Origin of the sequence: Streptomyces poonensis (assembly GCF_014650915.1) — a bacterium.
GTDB classification, from domain to species: domain Bacteria; phylum Actinomycetota; class Actinomycetes; order Streptomycetales; family Streptomycetaceae; genus Streptomyces; species Streptomyces poonensis.
This window is the reverse complement of record NZ_BMVW01000006.1, coordinates 47562-67664: the sequence shown is the minus strand read 5'-3', so window position 1 is coordinate 67664 and position 20103 is coordinate 47562. Positions and strand designations below refer to the sequence as shown.

Genomic DNA, 20103 nt, shown 5'->3' with positions numbered 1-20103 from the left:
CCCTCTCCTCAGTACGCCAGCGAGCGGTCGACGGCGTCGAGCACCCGGTCCAGGTCCGGCAGGTAGTCCTCCTCCAGCCGGGCCGGCGGATACGGCGCGTGGTAGCCGCCGACCCGCAGGACGGGCGCCTCGAGGTGGTAGAAGCACCGCTCGGTGATCCGGGCGGCGATCTCCGCGCCGGAGCCGAAGAACACCGGCGCCTCGTGCACCACGACCAGCCGGCGGGTCTTCTCCACCGAGGCCTGGATCGCGTCGAAGTCGAGCGGCGAGACCGAGCGCAGGTCCAGGACCTCCAGGGACTTGCCCTCTTCCGCGGCGGCGCTCGCGACCTCCTGGCAGAGCTTCACCATCGGCCCGTACGCGACGAGCGTGAGGTCGGTGCCCTCCCGCACGACGCGGGCCTTGTGCAGCGGGTCCGGGATCGCCTCACGGCTGACCTCGGCCTTGTCCCAGTAACGCCGCTTCGGCTCGAAGAAGATCACCGGGTCGTCGCTCTGAATGGCCTGCTGCATCATCCAGTAGGCGTCGTTCGCGTCCGAGGGCGAGACCACCTTCAGGCCCGCGACGTGCGCGAACAGCGCCTCCGGGGACTCCGAGTGGTGCTCCACCGCGCCGATGCCGCCGCCGTACGGAATGCGGACGACGACCGGCAGCTTGACCTTGCCGAGCGAGCGGGCGTGCATCTTCGCCAGCTGGGTGACGATCTGGTCGTACGCCGGGAAGACGAACCCGTCGAACTGGATCTCCACCACCGGGCGGTAGCCGCGCAGGGCCAGGCCGATCGCCGTGCCGACGATGCCGGACTCGGCGAGCGGGGTGTCTATGACCCGGCCCTCGCCGAAGTCCTTCTGCAGGCCGTCCGTCACCCGGAACACGCCGCCGAGCTTGCCGACGTCCTCGCCCATGACGAGGACCTTGGGGTCGTTCTCCAAGGCGGTGCGCAGCGATTCGTTGATCGCCTTGGCCAGCGCCATCTTCTCTGCGGTCATCGCTGGTTGCCCTCCTCGACATCGGCGAACGACGCCTGGTACGCCGCGAACTGGGCGCGCTCCTCGTCGACCAGCGCGTGGCCGTCCGCGTAGGCGTTCTCGAAGATGGCGAAGCGGTCCGGGTCCGGCATGGCACGCACCACTTCGCGCACTCGCCTGCCCAACGCCTCGCTCTCCTCCTCGAGTTCCGCGAAGAATCCCTCGTTCGTGTCCGTTTGGGACTCGATGTACGTGCGCAGGCGCGCGATCGGGTCCTTGGCCTCCCAGGCCGCCCGCTCGTCGTCGCCTCGGTACCGGGACGGGTCGTCGGAGGTGGTGTGGGCGCCCATACGGTACGTGAACGCCTCGACGAGGGTGGGGCCCTCGCCCCGGCGGGCCCGCTCCAGCGCCCACTTGGTGACCGCGAGGCAGGCCAGCACGTCGTTGCCGTCGACGCGGACGCCCGGGAAGCCGTACCCCTGGGCGCGCTGGTACAGCGGCACCCGGGTCTGCTTCTCGGTGGGCTCGGAGATCGCCCACTGGTTGTTCTGGCAGAAGAACACGACCGGGGCGTTGTAGACCGCGGAGAAGGTGAACGCCTCGGCGACGTCGCCCTGGCTGGAGGCGCCGTCGCCGAAGTAGGCGATGACCGCGGAGTCCGCGCCGTCCTTGGCCACGCCCATCGCGTAGCCCGTCGCGTGCAGCGCCTGGGAGCCGATGACGATCGTGTAGAGGTGGAAGTTGTTGCTGTTCGGGTCCCAGCCGCCGTTGTTCACGCCGCGGAACATGCCGAGCAGGTTGGTCGGGTCGACCCCGCGGCACCAGGCGACGCCGTGCTCGCGGTAGGTCGGGAAGACGTAGTCGTCCTCGCGGGTGGCCCGGCCGGAGCCGATCTGGGCGGCCTCCTGGCCGAGCAGCGAGGCCCACAGGCCCAGCTCGCCCTGGCGCTGGAGGGCGGTGGCCTCGGCGTCGAACCGGCGGGTCAGCACCATGTCGCGGTAGAGCCCGCGCAGCTCGTCGTCGGTGATGCCGGCGACGTACGGGTCGAACTCGGCGTTCTTGACCCGCTCGCCCTCGGGGGTCAGCAATTGGACGAGTTCGGTCTCGGTGCCCCGCGCCTTGCCGGTGGCGGTGCGGGTGGTGCTCTTGGTGCCGGTGGTACTGCGCTTGCTGCCGGTGGTGCCGGCCTTGCCTCCCGCGCTGCGTCGCGGCTTGCGCGCGGCAGTGCTCTCCACGGTCACGTGTGCTCCTCCGTCTGTCCGGCCCCCGGGATTGCCGGGTGGGCTGGGAGTCCCCCGCGCTCTTTCGGAGCTCGGGGGAGCGGCTCGCCTGTCCCGTCACCCGGGCACGGGGTGGGTGCCCTCGGCCGGGAACAGGCGTGACAGGTGCCCCGGCGAGCGCCCTGCACAGTGCACGTTACCCAGTGCTCCACATTCCTGTGAAACCCCTCCTGACCTGGGCATTTCCTTGGATTTCCAAGTATCCGACTGCTCGGATGTCCAAGTAACCCACGCCCGTCGGGAACAGTTCCTGGTCACAGCACTGGTCACAGCCTCGCAGGGGGCCGGAACACCGGCACGTTATCCCGGCCACCTGGAGCACGGGAAGAGTTCGCATGGCCTATTGCCGTCGCCTTCGGCACCGGCCCTCGCTCTCCACCGCACACCGACGTCCGGAAAACGGACGCGTTGGAGGATCTCCCGTGTGAGACTGACGCCGTGCCCGGAAGTGGAAGAATCACCGTATTCGTGCTCGATGATCACGAGATCGTCCGCCGAGGGATCCGTGATCTGTTCTCCGGCGAGGACGACATCGAGGTGGTCGGCGAGGCGGGCACGGCGGCCGACGCGCTGACGCGGATCCCGGCCGCCCGTCCGGACGTCGCGATCCTGGACGTACGGCTTCCCGACGGCAGCGGCGTCGAGGTGTGCCGGGAGGTCCGCTCGCGGTCCGCGGGCGTCAAATGCCTGATGCTGACCTCGTACGCCGACGACGAGGCCCTCTCCGGCGCGATCGCGGCGGGCGCGTCCGGATATGTCCTGAAGACGGTCCGCGGCGACGAGCTGCTCGCCGCGGTACGGGACGTCGCCGCCGGGCGGTCCCTGTTCGACCCGGCGGCCACCGCGCGCGCGTGGGAGCCTCCGCGGGACGACGGGGACCGTGCGGACGGCGCCGACGACGACCGGACGGCGGCGCTCAGCCAGCGGGAGCGCAGGATCCTGGAGCTGATCGGTGAAGGGCTCACGAACCGGGCGATCGGCGAGCGGCTGCACCTCGCCGAGAAGACCGTCAAGAACTACGTTTCGAGCCTGCTGTCCAAGCTCGGTATGCAGAGACGCTCGCAGGCCGCGGCGTACGTGGCACGCAAGCAGGCCGAGCGACGGTGACGCGGCACCCGGCGGGCACCGCCGACGGTGAACCCTTCGAGCCTGTGTACACGCAGGTCGAGCCGCAGTTCGTCACCGTGTATGCCTCGGACGGGTGGCTCGATGCGGGGAGCGCCAGCTCCGGCACGTGAAGTGACCGAAGACGACTGTCTGTGACAAGCGCGAGCTCAACGGCCCGGAGACGTGCCCTAACATCTGGCGCGTGCTGCGCTCGTCTGTACCACCCCCCGAGCTTCACACGCCCCCTCTGCGCGACCTGTTGCGACGGTACGCCGCCGGGTCCGCGCTGGCCTGTGTCCCCGTCGAGCAGGGGCTGCTCAACCGCGGCTACCGGCTGGCCACCACCCACGGGCACTACTTCCTCAAACACCACTTCGACCCCGAGACCGCCGCCCCGGCCGCCATCGCCCGCCAGCACCGGGCGACCCAGCGGCTGGCGGACCTGGGCGTACCGGTGGCTCCGCCGCTGGCCGGCCGCGACGGGCGCACGGTGGCCGTCGTCGGCGGGCACGCGTACGCCCTGCACCCGTGGATCGAGGGACGGCATCGCCACGGCGGCCAGCTCACCACCGACCAGTGCGGACGGCTGGGCGCGCTCCTGGGGGTGGTGCACTCCAGCCTGGAACAGGTGATGCCGCCGCAGGGAAGGGCCACGGCCGCGCCCGCCCCGAGCGCCGACCCGGCCGGCACCCTGGCGCTCATCGACGACCTGCTCACCCGGGTCCGCCGCCATCGGCCTCCGGACAGCTTCGACGAGCTCGCCCGCCACCGCCTCCTGGAACGGCGCACGCTCCTGGAGCGGTACGAGCACCGCAGACCCCCGCAGGGCGGTTCCGTGGGCTGGGTGCACGGTGACTTCCACCCCTTCAACGTGCTCTACAAGGGCGCCGCTCCGGCGGCGATCGTCGACTGGGACCGGCTCGGCGTGCAGCCCCGCGCGGAGGAGGCGGTGCGGGCCGCGGTGATCTTCTTCCTCCGGCCGATCGGCACCCTGCACCTGGCCAAGGTGCGGGCCTACGCGCGCGCGTACCGCCGTACCGCACGCGCCACGCCCTCCGAACTCACGGCCGCCGTGCACCGCGTGTGGTGGGAGCGGCTCAACGACTTCTGGATGCTGCGCTGGCACTACGAACGCGGGGACACCCGCGCCGACCGGCAGTTCCCCGCCTCGTCCGCGCTGGTGGTGTGGTGGACACGGGAGTACGACGCGGTGTGCGAGGCGTTCTCGGGCTGAACCGTTCGTGCACGGCGCGGCGCCCCGCGCTTCGTGCACGGTGGGCCCGGAACGGCACGCGCGCGTGGAGCCCGTTTCCGGGCCGCACGCGCGCGTGAGGTGTTGCTCGATGCGGATCAGAGGCCGCCTTCGCCGCCCAGGGTGCCGCCCTCCGACGTGTCACCGGTGTTGCCGCCGTCCGTCGGATCGCTCGACTCCGTCACCGTGTCCGACGGCTGCGACTCCTGGTCGTCCGGCGGCACCTCGGTCTCCGTCGCCGGATCCGTCGGGTCGACCGGCGGTGCCTCGCTCTGCGAGTAGGAGGGGCTGTAGCTCGGCGACGGGATGTACGAGGGCTGCCCCCAGCCCGAGCCCCCGCCGGTGCCCGTGTCGGTGCCGTCGTCCGTGGTGTCCTCGGTCGCCTCGTCGCTGGGCGACTCGCTGGGCTTCTTCTCCTCGGCCGACTCCGTGGCGGACGGCGACTTGGTCGTCCCTCCGTCGCCGCCCCCCTTGTCGGTGGTGGTGTTGAGCGCGAGGGCGACACCCGCCGCGATGGCGATGACCGCGAGCACCGCGAGGACCCACAGCTTGCCGCGGCCGCTGCCCTGGTTGCCGTGCCCCTCGAAACCGCCGTCGTCGCGGCCGCCGCCGACCGGCAGGATCGGCTGCGGGATCTGGGTGGTGCCCGCCTCCCCGGCGTGCGGCATCACGGTCGTACCGGCGAGGCCCCCGGGCGGGGTGTGCCGGCCCTCGTGCATGCCCACGGGCCCGGTGTTCCAGGTGCCGGTGTGACCGCCCTGGTCGTACAGCATCTGCAGGCCGTACTGGACCAGTCCGCGCATCTCCTCGGCCGTCTGGAACCGGTCGTCCGGCTCCTTGGCGAGCGCACGCATGGCGAGCCCGTCGAGCTCCGGCGGAGCGCCCTCCGAGACCTCGGACGGGGGCACCGGGATGTCCTGCACATGCTGGTAGACCACCGACAGCGGGGTCTCACCGACGAACGGCGGCCGGAGTGCCAGGAGTTCGTAGAGCAGGCAGCCGGTGGCGTACAGGTCGGAGCGGTGGTCGACGGCCTTGCCGAGCGCCTGCTCCGGGGAGAGGTACTGGGGCGTGCCCATGACCATGCCGGTCTGGGTCATCGTCGTGGACGCGCCGTGCAGGGCGCGCGCGATGCCGAAGTCCATCACCTTCACGGCGCCCGACGTGGTGATGATCACGTTCGCCGGCTTGATGTCGCGGTGCACGATGCCGTGCTGGTGCGAGTAGGCCAGCGCCTCCAGGACGCCCGAGACGATGATCAGCGCCTGCTCGGGCCCGGGGGCCTCGGCGTTGAGCAGCAGATCGCGGATCGTGCGGCCCTCGACGAGCTCCATCACGATGTACGGCACGGGGGTGCCGTTCACGACGTCCTCACCGGAGTCGTACACCGCGACGATCGAGTGGTGGTTGAGCCCGGCCACCGACTGCGCCTCGCGCGTGAAGCGCGCCTTCGAGACGGGGTCCTCGGCCAGGTCGGACCGCAGCAGCTTCACCGCGACCGTGCGACCGAGACGTACGTCCTCGGCCGCGAACACCTCGGCCATGCCGCCCCGGCCGAGTCTGCCGGTCAGCCGGTACCGGCCGTCCCCGACAAGTCCGCCGTTACCCCACATCTCCGGCGCGTCTGACATACCGCCGCCAGCCGCCTCGGGGTCGGACGGGCCCTGAGCGCGCTGCTGCTGTGCCATCAGTCCTCGCCGTCGTTTCTGCCCGCGGTCCGCGCGGTGGTTGTTACGGTCTCCTGTCGGGCCACGCTACAGCCTTCCCGCAACGCACCGGTCCGACTTGGATGCGAGACGGAATCAGATAAGGGACCGGCCATCCAACCCTCAGCTGGCCCCGCCGTGCAAATTATGTGCGCCGGCCGTACCCCCGCTGTAACGCTTCCGCGACGCTTCCTTCGCTTACGGACACGGAACGGGCACCTCGCTTGACGTGTCGGTGCCCTCGGGCAGACTTGGCCGGGAGGAGCGCGAAGATCACGAGGATCGCCGACCGCGGGCGCCACACCGGCAGCTCGCACCCGCGCCGATGGGGGACACAGACAGATGAGCCAGGACGGCGTCCAGGGGCTGGTACCCGGGGCGTGCGCTCACCGGCGGCCGCCCTCAGCTGCGCGCTCCGCTCGGTGGGGGCGGCATGGCCTCGGTGCACCTCGCGTACGACTCGGTGCCCGACCGGCAGGTCGCGATCGAGCACCGCACAGCACGCTCGGACGCGAGCAGGCGTTCCGCGAGCGGTTCCGCCGCGAGGCACGGACCGTGGCGAAGCTCACGCACACCACCATCGTCTCGGTCTTCGACACCGGCGAGGACATCCTGTCCGACGGTGACGGCGTCCCGACGCCGTACATCGTCATGGAGTACGTCGAGGGCCGGCCGCTCGTCCCGGTGCTCGACGCGGATGTCCGGGAGCACGGCGCGATGCCGGCCGACAGGGCGCTGCGGATCACCGGGGACGTGCCGGCCACGCTGGAGTCCAGTCACGAGTCGGGCCCGGTCCACCGCGACATCGAGCCGGGCAACGTGATGGTGACCAAGCGCGGTGTGGTCGAGGTCATGGACTTCGGCATCGCCCGGGCCGTGCAGTCCGGCGTCACGCCATGACACAGACCGGCGTGGTCGTCGGCACCCCGCAGTACCTCTCGCCGGAGCGGGCCCTCGGCCGCGGTGTCGGCGCGTGCTCCGATCTGTACTCGGTCGGCGTCATGCTGTGCCGGCTGGTCACCCGCGCGCTGCGGAAGAACCCCGACGAGCGCTTCCCGAGCGCCGAGGCGATGCGCGCCGAGTGCCTGCGGGTGGCGTCGTCGTTCCGAACCGCCGCACCGAGCATCGTCCCGAGCTCCCGGACCTCTCCGATCCTACGAATGACCGGTGCAGGGCCGCGCTAGAACGGTAGGACAGCTTCGAGTGGGAGGGCCCGGCACCTCCCTGGTGCCGGGCCCTTCCACAGCGCGGCGCGTCACCGGCGCACCAGAGGTCACTAGAGGTACGGTCCGCCCGAGCGCCCACCCGCACGCGGGTCCTCGTGGCCCTCGCCGCCGACGCCCGGCGGAAGGGCGCGGCGCATCTGCTCCAGCTGGGCCCGCGCGGCCATCTGCTGGGCGAACAGCGTGGTCTGGATCCCGTGGAACAGCCCTTCCAGCCAGCCGACCAGCTGGGCCTGCGCGATGCGCAGCTCCGCGTCGCTGGGCACCGCCTCGTCCGTGAAGGGCAGGGAGAGCCGCTCGAGCTCCTCGACCAGCTCGGGGGCGAGGCCGTCCTCCAGCTCCTTGACCGAGCTGGCGTGGATGTCCTTCAGCCGGGCCCGGCTCGCCTCGTCGAGGGGTGCCGCCCGCACCTCCTCCAGCAGCTGCTTGATCATGCTGCCGATGCGCATGACCTTCGCGGGCTGCTCCACCTGCTCCGTCACCGGGATCTCGCGGGAGTCGTCGTCCCCGCCGCCACCGCCGCCGCCGCCGATTGCCATGCCGTCCTGGCCGACGACCAGGATCTGGGGTTGCTCGGACGACCGTTCGTTCCTCGGCATCTCCATGCCGCCATTCTCTCGCACGTGTACACCTCATCACCGTGGTGCCCCCGCACGGGAGTGATCCACCGCGTACGTGCGTTTTGTTCACTTCCGGGGGGAGGACGTTCGGTTCCGGGACGGTTCTGGGGATCTCGGGACCCGGACCCGCGGCGCGGACCGCTCGCATGGCGTAGGTCCGTACGGTCTCGGCATGCGTCGGCCGGAGTGGCGTGTGAGCCTTGAGTGACTGCTGACGGGCTGTCTCCCGCGGTCGTCCGCGCCTTCGGCGGCCTTCGGCACCGTCCTTCGCCCTTCGCCCCTGGGAGGGGTAACCGGCGTGAACTCACGGTCATATGTGCTGCGACGGCTCCGCCCGCCGCGATGGCTCCGCCCGCACCTGCTCGCGAGCCTCGTCCTTTCGGTGCTGGTGACGGCGGCGGGCGCCGTCCCGTCCCCGTCCGCGGCAGCCGCTGAACGGACCCCGCCCGCAGAGGCGTCCCGTGCGGGAAGCCGCGCGGGCGAGGGGCGGGAACGGCCCGGACGGGAGGACCCCGACCCCGATACCGACATCGACACCGACACCGACACCAAGACCGGCACCGGCACCGACACCGACACCGACACCGACACCGAGACTGAGACTGCCGGCGCCGCCGACGCGGCGACCGCCGAGGAGACGCACGCGGAGCCGGCGAATCCGGCGAAGCCGGAATCCGTCCGCTCGCCCGAGTCGTCCCACCACGCCGCGCTGCCCGACGAGGCGACGCCCGGAGGCCGGGAGCGGGGCACCCGGACGGGCGCCGCCGAGGAGCCCGCGGTGCGGGTACTGCCCCTCGGCACCGGTCTGATCCTCATCGGCCTCGGGCTGGGACTCGCCTTCGCCGGCCTGCGCCTGCGCCGCTCGTGAGGCGGCCCGGGCCGGCGCGGCCCCCTACTCCGTCACCAGCAGCACCTTGCCGACGTGTCCGCTCTCCTCCAGCACCTGGTGGGCCTGTGCCGCCTCGCTCATCGGCAGTTCGCGGTCGACGACCGGACGTACGTGCCCGCCCTCGATCAGCGGCCACACGTGCTCGCGCACCGCCGCCACGATCGTCGCCTTCTCGCCGAGCGGTCGCGCCCGCAGGGAGGTCGCGCTGATCGCGCCGCGCTTGCCGAGCAGCAGACCGATGTTCAGCTCGCCCTTCACCCCGCCCTGCATGCCGATGATGGCGAGGCGCCCGTTGACCGCGAGGGCCTGGACGTTGCGGTCCAGGTACTTGGCGCCCATGTTGTCGAGGATGACGTCCGCGCCCGCACCGTCGGTGGCCCGCTTGATCTCCTCGACGAAGTCCTGCTCGCGGTAGTTGATCAGGATGTCCGCGCCCAGACCGGCGCAGTAGTCCAGCTTCTCCTGGGTGCCCGCCGTGACGGCGACCCGCGCGCCGACGGCCTTGGCGAGCTGGATCGCCATCGTGCCGATGCCACTGGAGCCGCCGTGCACGAGGAACGTCTCACCGGGCCGGAGATGGGCGATCATGAAAACGTTCGACCAGACGGTGCAGGTCACCTCGGGGAGCGCGGCCGCCTGCCGGACCTCGAGACCCGCGGGCACGGGCAGCAGCTGCCCGGCCGGAACGGCGACCTTCTCCGCGTATCCGCCACCCGAGAGCAACGCGCACACCTCGTCGCCGACGGCCCATCCGGAGACCCCGGGGCCCAGCTCGGCGATCCGTCCGGAGCACTCCAGGCCGGGGTACGGGGAGGCGCCGGGCGGTGGGTCGTAGAAGCCCTGGCGCTGCATGATGTCGGCGCGGTTCACCGCGCTCGTCGCCACCTCGATGAGCACTTCGCCCTCGCCGGGCTCGGGATCCGGGACCTCGGCCCACACCAGCGCCTCGGGCCCACCGGGTTCAGGAATCGTGATCGCGTACATGAAGGGGACGCTACTCCTCATGCCTTCCGCTCCGAGCGAAGGTGCGCGGCGCGGGCGGCACCGCGCCGCGCACGTGATGCGGCCGATCTTCAGTCGAGGGACCGTGGAGACCGACGGCGGCAGACGGCGACCGACGCACCGATGAGTTCCGGAGCTCCCGGCGGTCTCCTTTTGCGCAGCCCTGTACACCGGGGCCCGTAGCTCCCACCCCGTACGAGGGCCGGCAGCCCCGTACACCGGGGTCCCGTACGCGGAAGGACGCACAACATGAGCGGACAGACGTCCGGCCTCGCGATCGAGACCGCGGGTCTGGTGAAGACGTTCGGCGAGACCCGGGCCGTCGACGGCGTCGACCTCGCCGTGCCGGCCGGCACGGTGTACGGCGTCCTCGGCCCCAACGGCGCCGGCAAGACGACGACCGTGAAGATGCTCGCCACCCTCCTGCGCCCGGACGGCGGCCGGGCGCAGGTCTTCGGTCACGACGTCGTACGGGAGGCGGACGAGGTACGCGGCCGGGTGAGCCTCACCGGTCAGTACGCGTCCGTGGACGAGGACCTGACCGGCGCGGAGAACCTGATGCTGCTCGGCCGCCTCCTCGGGCACGGCAAGGCGGCGGCGCGGAAGCGCGGCGACCAGCTCCTGGCGGCCTTCGGACTGAGCGAGGCCGCGGGGAAGCAGGTCAAGCAGTACTCCGGCGGCATGCGGCGGCGTATCGACATCGCCGCGTCCATCCTGAACACACCCGACCTGCTCTTCCTGGACGAGCCGACGACCGGGCTCGACCCGCGCAGCCGCAACCAGGTGTGGGACATCGTGCGCGCGGTGGTCGCCCAGGGCACCACCGTCCTGCTGACCACGCAGTACCTGGACGAGGCCGACCAGCTCGCGTCCCGGATCGCCGTCATCGACCGGGGCAAGGTGATCGCGGAGGGCACCAAGGGCGAGCTGAAGGCGTCCGTCGGCGCGGGGTCGGTACATCTGAGGCTGCGTGATCCGGCGCAGCGCCCGCAGGCCGAGGTCGTGCTGCGGACGGTGCTCGACGCGGAGGTGAAGCCGGAGCCCGATCCGGTGGCCCTCACGGCACGGGTCGGCGCGGGCGCGGCGAACGGGCGGGGGGCGGCCGAGCAGGCGGCCCGCGCGCTCGCCGAACTGGCCCGCAGCGGCATCACCGTCGACAACTTCTCCCTTGGCCAGCCCAGCCTGGACGAGGTCTTCCTCGCGCTCACCGGGCACGACACGGGAGCCCAGGACACCACCGGACCGCACGACGGGGCCACCGGACCGCACACCAAGACCATTGGACCGCACGACGACACGAAGGAGGGGGTGGCCGCATGAGCACGGTGACTCCCGCCAAGGGCGAAGGACCGGCCCCTGTCAGCACCGAGTCGCTGGCCGCCCTGCTGCTCGCCGAGGAGCGGCCGCCGCGCCCCGGCGCCCTGTCCGCGTCGCTGACCTTCGGCTGGCGGGCGATCCTCAAGATCAAGCATGTGCCGGAGCAGCTCTTCGACGTCACCGCCTTCCCGATCATGATGGTGCTGATGTACACCTACCTGTTCGGCGGTGCCCTGGCCGGTTCCCCGACGGAGTACCTCCAGTTCCTGCTGCCGGGCATCCTGGTGATGTCGGTCGTGATGATCACGATGTACACGGGTGTCTCGGTGAACACGGACATCGAGAAGGGCGTCTTCGACCGGTTCCGTACGCTGCCGATCTGGCGGCCGTCGACGATGGTCGGGTATCTGCTGGGTGATGCCCTGCGCTACACGATCGCCTCGGTGGTGATGCTGACGGTCGGCCTGCTCCTGGGATACCGCCCGGACGGCGGGGCCGGGGGCGTGGTCGCCGGCATCGCGCTGCTGATCGTCTTCTCGTTCGCGTTCTCGTGGGTCTGGACGATGTTCGGGCTGCTGCTGCGCACCGAGAAGTCCGTGATGGGCGTCAGCATGATGGTGATATTCCCGCTGACGTTCCTGTCGAATGTCTTCGTCGACCCGAGGACGATGCCGGGCTGGCTCCAGGCGTTCGTCAACAACAACCCGGTCACGCATCTGGCCTCGGCGGTCCGGGGACTCATGGCCGGTGAGTGGCCGGCCGCGGCGGTCGCCTGGTCCCTGGGGTGGACGGCGGTGTTCGTCCTGGTCTTCGGCCCGGTCACGATGCGGCTCTACAACCGCAAGTAGCGGGCGCCGTACGGCCGTCGTCAGCGACCGCCGTACGGCCACCGCGCGTCAGGGCCGTCACAGGCGCCGAGGGCGCCCGCCGCCGGGGGGTGGGCGCCCTCGGTCATGCCTACCGGCGGGCCGGGAGTCCGCTTGCTACTCGTGGGACAGCGGCCGCATGTCGGGGGCCACCTTGGTGTTCGGTGTGGCCCGGACGATGGTGATGAGCCGGTCCGTCAGATGGAGTTCGCCGATGGCCGGGTCGTCGTACCCGAGCACCCGGTGCCCTCGTACGACGCTCACCACGAGGTCGTCGACGTCCCGTACGCCGAGCCCCGCCTCGGCCTTTATGACCGGCCGCTCGACGATGTCCAGACCGCTGCCCTGCTGGATGAGGTCCTCCATGACCATGCCCGCGGCGGGACTGAGGACGGAGAGACCGAGCAGCCGGCCGGCCGCGCTGGCGCTGGTGATGACCACGTCGGCGCCGGACTGCTTGAGCAGCGGCGCGTTCTCCTCCTCCCGTACCGCGGCCACGATCTTCGCCCCGCGGTTGAGCTGCCGGGCGGTGAGCGTGACCAGGACGGCGGTGTCGTCCCGCTGGGTGGCGATGACGATTTGGCGCGCCTTCTGGACCTCGGCCCGCAGCAGCACGTCGCTGCGGGTGGCGTCCCCGATCACTCCGGCGTAGCCGTGGGCCGTCGCCGCCTCGATCACCTTCGTGCTGGGGTCGACGACGACCACCTGCTCCTTCTTCAGGCCCGACGCCAGGACGGTCTGGAGCGCCGACCGCCCCTTCGTCCCGAAGCCGACGACGACGGTGTGCTGCCTCAAAGCCGCCCTCCAGCGGTTCTGTCGCCATTCCTCACGTGTGCGTTCCGTGAGGACTTCGAGCGTGGTGCCGACCAGGATGATCAGGAACAGCACGCGCAGGGGCGTGACGACGAAGATGTTCACGAACCGGGCGGCGTCGCTGACCGGGGTGATGTCGCCGTACCCGGTGGTGGAGAGGGTGACGGTCGCGTAGTAGAAGGCGTCGAGCAGGTCGACGTCACCGTCCGAGTTGTCGTTGTAGCCGTCACGGTCGGCATAGACGATGAAAGCAGTCGCGACCAGCAGGGTCAGCGCCATCACCACTCGTTTGACGACCTGCTGGATCGGTCGCTCGACCGTCTGTCTCGGCAGTTTCACCTGGTGAGTGACGAGATGCTCGTCCGCCTGCCGAGCGATCACATCATGGCCCGGAAGTTTCACGTGAAACGCTCCCTGGTCCCCGCTGCGGTCCCCACGGTCCTCCGCCTGCCTTGTTTCACGTGAAACACACCTGCGTCCCCGTAGTGGCCCAGGGCAGGTCCAGCAGCTCCAGTGCCTCTCCGGGGCGTGCACCGCCCGGCGGTACGACGGCCAGGGCCACCGCTGCCGCGATGCCGCGGAGCATGGCCGGGCCGTTGTAGTGCAGCGGTACCGCACGGTCGCCCCGCAGGACCACGGGGACGAGCCGCGTGTCGCACGGGTGACCGTGCACCGCCTCCTTCACGGGCCGCGCGTACGGCTCCTGGGCGGCTCGTCCCGCGAGGGTGCGCAGCAGGGGCTCGGCGAGGGTGAACAGGCCGGAGACGGCCGCCAGAGGGTTCCCGGGGAGCCCGACGAGGTGCTGGTTGCGCCCGGTCCGCGCCAGGAGCATGGGGTGGCCCGGACGGACCTTGACCCCGTCCACGAGGAGTTCGGCGCCGATCCGGGCCAGGGTGGGGTGGACGTGGTCGACCGGGCCCGCGGCGGTGCCTCCCGTCGTGACGATCAGTTCGGCGGAGGAGTTCCGCAGGGCCTCCTCCAGGGCGTGGGCGTCGTCCCCGAGCCTGCGGACCGCCGTCACCTCGGCGCCGAGCGCCTCCAGCCAGGACGGCAGCATGGGGCCGAGCGCGTCCCGGATCAGCCCCTCGTGCGGGAGCCCCTCGGTGAGCAACTCGTCACCCAGGACCAGCACTTCGGCACGCGGGCGGGGAATCACTCCCACCGTGTCGTAACCGGCGGCCGCGGCGAGCCCCAGCACGGCCGGTGTGATCTGTGTGCCGAGCGGCAGGAGCTGATCGCCGGTGCGGCACTCCTGGGCGCGCGGCCGGATGTCCTGCCCGTGGTTCACCTCACGGGTGGCGTGCAGTCGGCCGCTCGCGTCGGTGCGGCCGTGCTCGCTGCGCAGGACGGCGGTGGTGTCCGGGGGGAGGCGGGCCCCGGTGGCGATGGGAGCGGCCTCGCCGTCGGTGAGGGGGGCCGGCCGCCCGTGTCCGGCCAGGACGCCCTCGTCTCGTACGGCCCAGGGGCCGGGCCCCGCCACCGCCCAGCCGTCCATGGCGGAGGTGTCGAACGACGGCAGGTCCGTGAGCGCGGTGAGGGGGGCCGCGAGCACCAGGCCGAGGGCGTCGTGGAGAGCGACGGTGACCGGAGTACGGCGCCTCGCCGTCCGGGCGGCGCGTTCGGCGCGCGTACGGGCCTCCGGCCAGGGGGTCGCCGCGTGGCGGGCCCCCTCGGGCCCGTGCGGGGCGCCGGAGGCGGGCGCCGGGGCGGAGGAGGCGTGGCCGGACCTGTCGTTGGCCAACGCGAGCGCCTCCTTCACATACAGTTCCTCGGCGTCCTGGGCGGTCATCCGGCGTCCGTGGGGGCGTCGGAGGCGGAGGCCGGCCGCCCGGCCGCTGGTCCGGTGCTCCCGGCGGCGTCGGAAGCTTCGGGGGCTTCGGCGGCGTCCTCCTCGGCCCAGCGGAGTGCCAGGGCCGAGGCCTTGCGGGCGGCCTCCGCGACCGCCTCCGGTCCTCCCCCCGCCCGGGCGGCGGCGTACCCCGCGAGGAACGTGGTCAGCGGGGCCGCCGGGCGGGCCACCGAGTGCGCGGCGTCCCGGGCGAGATCGAGCAGGACGCCGGTGTCGACGTCGAGGTCGATCCCCAGCTCGTCCTTGACTGCGGAAATCCATTCATCCAACACGTGCCCATGCTCCCTGATGCGTGCCCGGGCGGCGGCGATGTCCTCCCAGGTGTCGCAGTCGAACGACGCGACGGGGTCGGAAATGCGGGTGAGGCCGAGTGCTCCGGTGAGCCGTCGCAGAGGCAGCCCGGCCGGGCCGCCGTACTCGGCGGTCAGCGCGGCCAGTTCGCGCCGCAGTGCGTCGGTCCGGTAGGCGGCGACGAGGGGCTGGTCACGGCCGTCGGAGTCGCTGAGCAGCACGCCGTCGGGACGGGCGCCCCGTCCCCCCGCGTCCCTCAGGGCACCCAGCAGTCGCCGTACCGTCCCCTCGCCGAGGAACGGCAGATCGGCGGAGAGCAGGACGACGTACGGTGCCGTGGTGTGCCTGAGGCCCGCGTCCAGCGCGGCGAGCGGGCCACCGCCGGCCGGCTCCTCGCGCGCCCACACCACGGGCCGCGCGGTCGCCCGGGGGTCGGCCACCACCACCGTGGTCCGGGCGCCGGAGCAGGCGGTCAGCACTCGGTCGAGCAGCCTCCGGCCGCCCACGCGCACACCGGGCTTGTCGGTGCCGCCGAGCCGCCGGGCAGCGCCCCCGGCGAGGATCACCGCGTCGAAAGCGGGCCCGGCGCCGCCGTACGGGACGGGGGCGCCGGGCTGTGGTTCGTCCGGAGGGTCGTACGCGCTCACCCCCCGAGTATGCGCGCCCTGAAGATCACAGGGAACGCAGGAGTACCACCGGCCGTTCGACGCAGTCCGCCACGTACCGCAGGAACCCGCCCGCCGTGCCGCCGTCACAGACCCGGTGGTCGAAGGTGAGCGAGAGCTGCACGACCTGACGGACGGCCAGCTCGTCCCGGTGCACCCAGGGCTTGGGGATGATGCGGCCGACGCCCAGCATGGCCGCCTCGGGGTGGTTGATGATCGGCGTGGAGCCGTCGACGCCGAACACGCCGTAGTTGTTCAGCGTGAAGGTCCCGCCGGTGAGGTGTGCGGGCGTCAGCGTCCCCGCCCGCGCGGCCTCCGTCAGCCGCGCGAACTCGGCGGTCAGCGACTCGGCGTTCCGCGTGTGCGCGTCCCGGACCACGGGGACGACGAGCCCGCGCTCGGTCTGCGCGGCGAAGCCCAGGTGCACCTGGTCCAGCCGGACGATCTCGCGGGCCTCGGTGTCGACGGTGGAGTTGAGCTCGGGGAAACGCGCGAGGGCGGCGGTGCAGATCCGCGCCAGCAGGGCCAGCAGGGAGATCTTCGGCCCGCCTGCCGCGTTCATGGCCGCGCGCGCGTTCAGGAGTTCCGTGGCGTCGGCGTCCACCCAGCAGGTGGCCTCCGGGATCTCCCGCCGGCTGCGGGAGAGCTTGTCGGCGACGGCGCCTCGCACACCGCGGAGGGGGATCCGCGTTCCGGGCCCGGTGGCGGTGGCGGTGGCGGGAGCAGGAGCGGGTGCGGGGGCAGGAACAGGTGCGGCTGCGGCTACCGGCGGGCTGGCGCTCGCCGCGGGCGCCGGAGCCCCGGTGGCCTCCCGGAGGGCGCGCTCCACGTCCGCGCGCAGGATCAGCCCGTCGGGCCCGGAGCCCGGCAGCTTCCGCAGATCGAGGCCGTTCTGCCGGGCGAGCCGGCGGACGAGCGGCGAGATGACCGGCACCGGGCCGTCCGGGCGCCCGGACGCGGTGCCGGTCGCCTCGGCCTTCACCTGGCTCTCCGGGGCTGCGTCCGGCGCCTGGGCCGCCGCCACCGCCGACGCCCCCTGCGCCGCGACGCCGTCGACGGACCGCCCGGTACGCCCCGGCCGTACCCGCCCGCGCCGCGCCGGGGGCGCCCCCGTGCCGTAGCCCACCAGCACGTTCCCGGAGCCCTGACCGTCGTCCGACGGCCCACCCACGGCCACCGTCAGCAGCGGGGCGCCCACGGGGAGTTCCGCGCCCTCCTCGCCGAAGCGCGCGGTGACCACACCCCCGTACGGGCACGGCACCTCGACCATGGCCTTGGCCGTCTCGACCTCCACCACCGGCTGGTCGACGGCGACCACGTCCCCGACCCGCACCAGCCAGCGCACGATCTCCGCCTCGGTCAGCCCCTCACCGAGGTCGGGCAGCCTGAACTCCAGTACCTGGGCCATCAGCTCTCCGCCTCCCACTGCAGGCGTCCCACGGCGTCCAGGATGCGGTCGACGCCGGGCAGGTGGTGCCGCTCCAGCATCGGCGGCGGATAGGGGACGTCGAATCCGGCGACGCGCAGGACGGGGGCCTCCAGGTGGTGGAAGCACCGTTCGGTCACGCGGGCCGCGATCTCGCCGCCGGGCCCGCCGAAACCGCCCGCCTCGTGCACGACCACCGCGCGCCCGGTGCGCCGTACCGACGCGGTGACCGTCTCGTCGTCGAACGGCACCAGCGAGCGCAGGTCGACGACCTCCAGGTCCCAGCCCTCGGCCCGGGCCGCCTCGGCCGCCTCCAGGCAGACGGGCACGGACGGCCCGTACGTGATCAACGTGGCGCTACGGCCCCTGCGCCGCACCACCGCCCGCCCTATGGGCTCGACGGTCTGCGGCTCCTCCGGGTTCCAGGCGTCCTTCGACCAGTACAGCCGCTTGGGCTCCAGGAAGACGACCGGGTCGTCGGAGGCGATGGCCGCGCGCAGCAGCCCGTACGCGTCGGCGACGGTCGCGGGCGTGACGACATGGAGCCCCGGAGTCGCCATGTAGTACGCCTCGGAGGAGTCGCTGTGGTGCTCCACGCCGCCGATGCCGCCCCCGTACGGGACGCGGACGGTGATCGGCAGGGGCATCGCCCCGCGCGTGCGGTTGCGCATGCGCGCCACGTGCGAGACGAGCTGCTCGAACGCCGGGTAGGCGAACGCGTCGAACTGCATCTCCACCACGGGCCGCAGCCCGTACATCGCCATGCCGACGGCCGTGCCGAGGATGCCCGCCTCGGCGAGGGGCGTGTCCGTGCAGCGGTCCTCGCCGAACTCCTTCGCGAGCCCGTCGGTGACGCGGAAGACCCCGCCGAGCGTGCCGACGTCCTCGCCCATGACGTGGACCGCCGGGTCGGCGGCCATGGCGTCGCGCAGCGCGCGCGTGAGGGCCTGGGCCATGGTGGCGGGCTTCACGGCGACGGTGGTCATCGGCCCGCCCCTTCCGCCTCGGCCTCGGCCTCGGCGTCCAGCTCCGCCCGCAACTGGTCGCACTGCTCGGCCAGTTGCGGCGTCGGCTCGGCGTACACGTGGGTGAACAGGTCCATGGGGTCGAGCGCCGGGTCCTGGTTCATCCGCTCGCGGAGGTCCGCGGCCATCGCCTCGGCGTCCTCGCGCACGGCCCGTATGGCGTCCTCGTCGAGGAGCCCGCGCGCGGTCAGCTCCCGTTCCACGAGCGCGATCGGATCGTGTGCGCGCCAGGCCTCCACCTCGTCGTCGTCGCGGTACCGGGTCGCGTCGTCCGCGTTGGTGTGGGCGTCGATGCGGTACGTCACGGCCTCGACCAGCGTGGGGCCGCCACCCGCGCGCGCGTGGGCCAAGGCCTCGCCGAGCACCTCATGGACCGCGAGGGCGTCGTTGCCGTCCACCAGACGGCCCGGCATCCCGTACCCGACGGCCTTGTGGGCCAGGGAGGGGGCGGCGGTCTGCCGGTCCAGCGGGACGGAGATCGCGAAGCCGTTGTTCTGGACGAGGAAGACGACCGGCGCCTGCCAGACGGCCGCGAAGTTCAGCGCCTCGTGGAAGTCGCCCTCGCTGGTGCCTCCGTCGCCGACCAGGGCGAGCGCGACCACGTCGTCACCCTTGAGGCGGGCCGCGTGCGCGAGCCCGACGGCGTGCGGGAGCTGGGTCGCGAGGGGGGTGCACAGGGGCGCGACGCGGTGCTCGTACGGGTCGTAGCCGGTGTGCCAGTCGCCGCGCAGGAGGGTGAGGGCCTCGACCGGGTCGACGCCGCGGGCGACGGCGGCGAGTGTGTCGCGGTAGCTGGGGAACAGCCAGTCGCGCTCCTGGAGGGCGAGCGCGGCGGCGATCTCGCAGGCCTCCTGGCCGGTGCTGGAGGGGTAGACGGCGAGCCGGCCCTGCCTGGTGAGGGCGGTCGCCTGCGCGTTGTAACGGCGGCCGCGCACCAGCTCCGCGTACAGCCGGCGCAGCAGGGCGGGGTCCGCCCCGGCGGCCGCCTCGGTGCCCAGGACGCGGTGGGGGCGCGCGTCGGGCAGCAGCGGCGCGGGGTCCGTGCGGGGCTGCCAGGCGGGCGGCGGCGTGGGCCGGTAGGCACCCCGCTGCTCCATGACCGTCATGACGGCACCTCCTCGTGGGAGCGGCTACGGGAGGCGCGTCGTCTGTGACGCGCCTCACCTACCGATTGTTCGGTCGTCGGCACATTTTGGCTACAGGCACCGTCAGGCTGTGGACAAACGGTTCTCCACAGCCTGTGATGGACGCAGTACGTCCATGGCAGGGAGGCGGGGGGACATGACACCTGAACAAATGGCCGATCCGTCGGAGCCCGGCCCGGTTCCGCCGCCCCCACGCCCGTTGGACGCGATCGACCGGGACATCCTGCAGATACTCCAGGCGGACGGCCGCGCCTCGATACGGTCGGTCGCCGAGCGGGTGCACGTCTCGCGGGCCAACGCGTACGCCCGGATCAACCGCCTCCTCGAGGACGGTGTGATCCGCGGGTTCGGGGCGCGCGTGAACCACGAGCGCGCGGGTCAGGGAACCTCCGCGTACATCACCCTGAAGATCGTGCAGAACTCCTGGCGCACGGTCCGCGAGCGGCTCAGAGCGCTGCCCGGCGCCTCCCACATCGCCCTCGTGGGCGGCGACTTCGACGTCCTGCTGCTCGTGCACACCCCGGACAACAAGGCCCTGCGTGAGCTGGTGCTCACCCGGCTCCAGGCCATGCCCGAGGTGCTCAGTACGCGGACGCTGCTGGTGTTCGAGGAGGAGGACCTGGACCCGGAGGGATGAGGGCCCTCCGGGTAACCCGCCG

At 72.3% G+C, this 20103-nt stretch carries 17 protein-coding genes and 1 pseudogene; 7 read left to right on the top strand and 11 right to left on the bottom strand.

The genetic code is table 11. From position 1 onward, the window contains the following. Nucleotides 1-8 precede the first annotated feature (8 nt). Both IE242_RS17200 and pdhA (IE242_RS17195) read right to left on the bottom strand, forming a co-directional pair. Entirely contained in the window at nt 9-989 is a 981-nt protein-coding gene (locus IE242_RS17200; protein ID WP_189860098.1) for an alpha-ketoacid dehydrogenase subunit beta, read from the bottom strand. After that, nucleotides 986-2209, bottom strand: a complete 1224-nt coding sequence (pdhA, locus tag IE242_RS17195; RefSeq protein ID WP_189860096.1) for a pyruvate dehydrogenase (acetyl-transferring) E1 component subunit alpha — start codon at nt 2207-2209, stop codon at nt 986-988. The genes IE242_RS17200 and pdhA (IE242_RS17195) overlap by 4 nt, the downstream gene beginning before the upstream one ends. A gap of 477 nt (nt 2210-2686) precedes the next feature. Here pdhA (IE242_RS17195) and IE242_RS17190 point away from each other — a divergent pair, with 477 nt between their 5' ends. Together IE242_RS17190 and IE242_RS17185 are read left to right on the top strand one after the other, a co-directional pair. Continuing rightward, on the top strand, nt 2687-3355 hold the full coding sequence (locus tag IE242_RS17190) for a response regulator transcription factor (protein WP_189860094.1): 669 nt from the start codon (nt 2687-2689) through the stop codon (nt 3353-3355). A gap of 202 nt (nt 3356-3557) precedes the next feature. Beyond that, nucleotides 3558-4589: a phosphotransferase gene (locus IE242_RS17185; RefSeq protein ID WP_189860092.1), complete on the top strand. Its 1032-nt coding sequence runs from the start codon at nt 3558-3560 to the stop codon at nt 4587-4589. Nucleotides 4590-4705: 116 nt separating this feature from the next. On the opposite strand, the gene IE242_RS17180 is transcribed toward IE242_RS17185, so the two are convergent. After that, nucleotides 4706-6295 carry a protein kinase domain-containing protein gene (locus IE242_RS17180; RefSeq protein WP_189860090.1) on the bottom strand — a complete coding sequence of 530 codons (1590 nt, stop codon included), beginning with the start codon at nt 6293-6295 and terminating at the stop codon, nt 4706-4708. 360 nt (nt 6296-6655) lie between these two features. Between IE242_RS17180 and IE242_RS17175 the strand changes: the two are divergent. Next, a pseudogene (locus IE242_RS17175) lies at nt 6656-7458 on the top strand (protein kinase domain-containing protein); the annotation flags it as partial. Nucleotides 7459-7589: 131 nt separating this feature from the next. Here the strand turns inward: IE242_RS17175 and IE242_RS17170 are convergent. After that, entirely contained in the window at nt 7590-8141 is a 552-nt protein-coding gene (locus IE242_RS17170) for a bacterial proteasome activator family protein (RefSeq protein ID WP_189860089.1), read from the bottom strand. Between the two features lie 313 nt (nt 8142-8454). Here IE242_RS17170 and IE242_RS17165 point away from each other — a divergent pair, with 313 nt between their 5' ends. After that, nucleotides 8455-9024, top strand: coding sequence for a hypothetical protein (locus IE242_RS17165; protein WP_229859029.1), 570 nt, complete (start codon nt 8455-8457; stop codon nt 9022-9024). Nucleotides 9025-9048: 24 nt separating this feature from the next. On the opposite strand, the gene IE242_RS17160 is transcribed toward IE242_RS17165, so the two are convergent. Beyond that, nucleotides 9049-10029: an NAD(P)H-quinone oxidoreductase gene (locus IE242_RS17160; RefSeq protein ID WP_189860614.1), complete on the bottom strand. Its 981-nt coding sequence runs from the start codon at nt 10027-10029 to the stop codon at nt 9049-9051. A 267-nt stretch (nt 10030-10296) separates the two neighbouring features. Between IE242_RS17160 and IE242_RS17155 the strand changes: the two genes are divergently transcribed. Continuing rightward, nucleotides 10297-11367: an ATP-binding cassette domain-containing protein gene (locus IE242_RS17155; RefSeq protein ID WP_229859028.1), complete on the top strand. Its 1071-nt coding sequence runs from the start codon at nt 10297-10299 to the stop codon at nt 11365-11367. Then, the gene (locus IE242_RS17150; protein ID WP_189860087.1) at nt 11364-12212 is read left to right on the top strand and encodes an ABC transporter permease; all 849 of its coding nucleotides are present in this window, start codon (nt 11364-11366) and stop codon (nt 12210-12212) included. Before IE242_RS17155 ends, IE242_RS17150 begins: the two co-directional genes overlap by 4 nt. A 135-nt stretch (nt 12213-12347) precedes the next feature. Here IE242_RS17150 and IE242_RS17145 read toward each other — a convergent pair whose 3' ends face one another. Genes IE242_RS17145 through pdhA (IE242_RS17120) form a run of 6 tightly spaced genes read right to left on the bottom strand, consistent with a single transcriptional unit; the run spans nt 12348 to nt 19405 of the window. Then, nucleotides 12348-13445 carry a potassium channel family protein gene (locus IE242_RS17145; protein ID WP_189860085.1) on the bottom strand — a complete coding sequence of 366 codons (1098 nt, stop codon included), beginning with the start codon at nt 13443-13445 and terminating at the stop codon, nt 12348-12350. Between the two features lie 55 nt (nt 13446-13500). After that, entirely contained in the window at nt 13501-14832 is a 1332-nt protein-coding gene (locus IE242_RS17140) for a molybdopterin molybdotransferase MoeA (protein ID WP_189860083.1), read from the bottom strand. Further along, nucleotides 14829-15830, bottom strand: coding sequence for an NTP transferase domain-containing protein (locus IE242_RS17135; RefSeq protein ID WP_189860081.1), 1002 nt, complete (start codon nt 15828-15830; stop codon nt 14829-14831). Before IE242_RS17135 ends, IE242_RS17140 begins: the two co-directional genes overlap by 4 nt. Nucleotides 15831-15855: 25 nt before the next feature. Next, nucleotides 15856-17256 carry a dihydrolipoamide acetyltransferase family protein gene (locus IE242_RS17130; RefSeq protein ID WP_189860080.1) on the bottom strand — a complete coding sequence of 467 codons (1401 nt, stop codon included), beginning with the start codon at nt 17254-17256 and terminating at the stop codon, nt 15856-15858. Next, nucleotides 17256-18260 (bottom strand): alpha-ketoacid dehydrogenase subunit beta, encoded by a 1005-nt coding sequence (locus tag IE242_RS17125; RefSeq protein WP_189860077.1) that lies wholly within the window; start codon nt 18258-18260, stop codon nt 17256-17258. Before IE242_RS17125 ends, IE242_RS17130 begins: the two co-directional genes overlap by 1 nt. Next, nucleotides 18257-19405 (bottom strand): pyruvate dehydrogenase (acetyl-transferring) E1 component subunit alpha, encoded by a 1149-nt coding sequence (gene pdhA, locus IE242_RS17120; protein WP_189860075.1) that lies wholly within the window; start codon nt 19403-19405, stop codon nt 18257-18259. The genes IE242_RS17125 and pdhA (IE242_RS17120) overlap by 4 nt, the downstream gene beginning before the upstream one ends. Before the next feature lie 190 nt (nt 19406-19595). On the opposite strand from pdhA (IE242_RS17120), the gene IE242_RS17115 reads away from it, so the two are divergent. Further along, a complete protein-coding gene (locus IE242_RS17115; protein ID WP_189860612.1) occupies nt 19596-20081 on the top strand; it encodes an Lrp/AsnC family transcriptional regulator in 486 nt (161 codons plus the stop codon). Nucleotides 20082-20103 lie beyond the last annotated feature (22 nt).

What these genes read in the sequence shown, in the direction of transcription:
- IE242_RS17200 (WP_189860098.1), bottom strand. Translation starts at nt 989, where the DNA reads ATGACCGCAGAGAAGATGGCGCTGGCCAAGGCGATCAACGAATCGCTG.
- IE242_RS17180 (WP_189860090.1), bottom strand. Translation starts at nt 6,295, where the DNA reads ATGGCACAGCAGCAGCGCGCTCAGGGCCCGTCCGACCCCGAGGCGGCT.
- IE242_RS17170 (WP_189860089.1), bottom strand. Translation starts at nt 8,141, where the DNA reads ATGGAGATGCCGAGGAACGAACGGTCGTCCGAGCAACCCCAGATCCTG.
- IE242_RS17160 (WP_189860614.1), bottom strand. Translation starts at nt 10,029, where the DNA reads ATGTACGCGATCACGATTCCTGAACCCGGTGGGCCCGAGGCGCTGGTG.
- IE242_RS17155 (WP_229859028.1), top strand. Translation starts at nt 10,297, where the DNA reads ATGAGCGGACAGACGTCCGGCCTCGCGATCGAGACCGCGGGTCTGGTG.
- IE242_RS17150 (WP_189860087.1), top strand. Translation starts at nt 11,364, where the DNA reads ATGAGCACGGTGACTCCCGCCAAGGGCGAAGGACCGGCCCCTGTCAGC.
- IE242_RS17140 (WP_189860083.1), bottom strand. Translation starts at nt 14,832, where the DNA reads ATGACCGCCCAGGACGCCGAGGAACTGTATGTGAAGGAGGCGCTCGCG.
- IE242_RS17130 (WP_189860080.1), bottom strand. Translation starts at nt 17,256, where the DNA reads ATGGCCCAGGTACTGGAGTTCAGGCTGCCCGACCTCGGTGAGGGGCTG.
- IE242_RS17125 (WP_189860077.1), bottom strand. Translation starts at nt 18,260, where the DNA reads ATGACCACCGTCGCCGTGAAGCCCGCCACCATGGCCCAGGCCCTCACG.
- pdhA (WP_189860075.1), bottom strand. Translation starts at nt 19,405, where the DNA reads ATGACGGTCATGGAGCAGCGGGGTGCCTACCGGCCCACGCCGCCGCCC.
- IE242_RS17115 (WP_189860612.1), top strand. Translation starts at nt 19,596, where the DNA reads ATGGCCGATCCGTCGGAGCCCGGCCCGGTTCCGCCGCCCCCACGCCCG.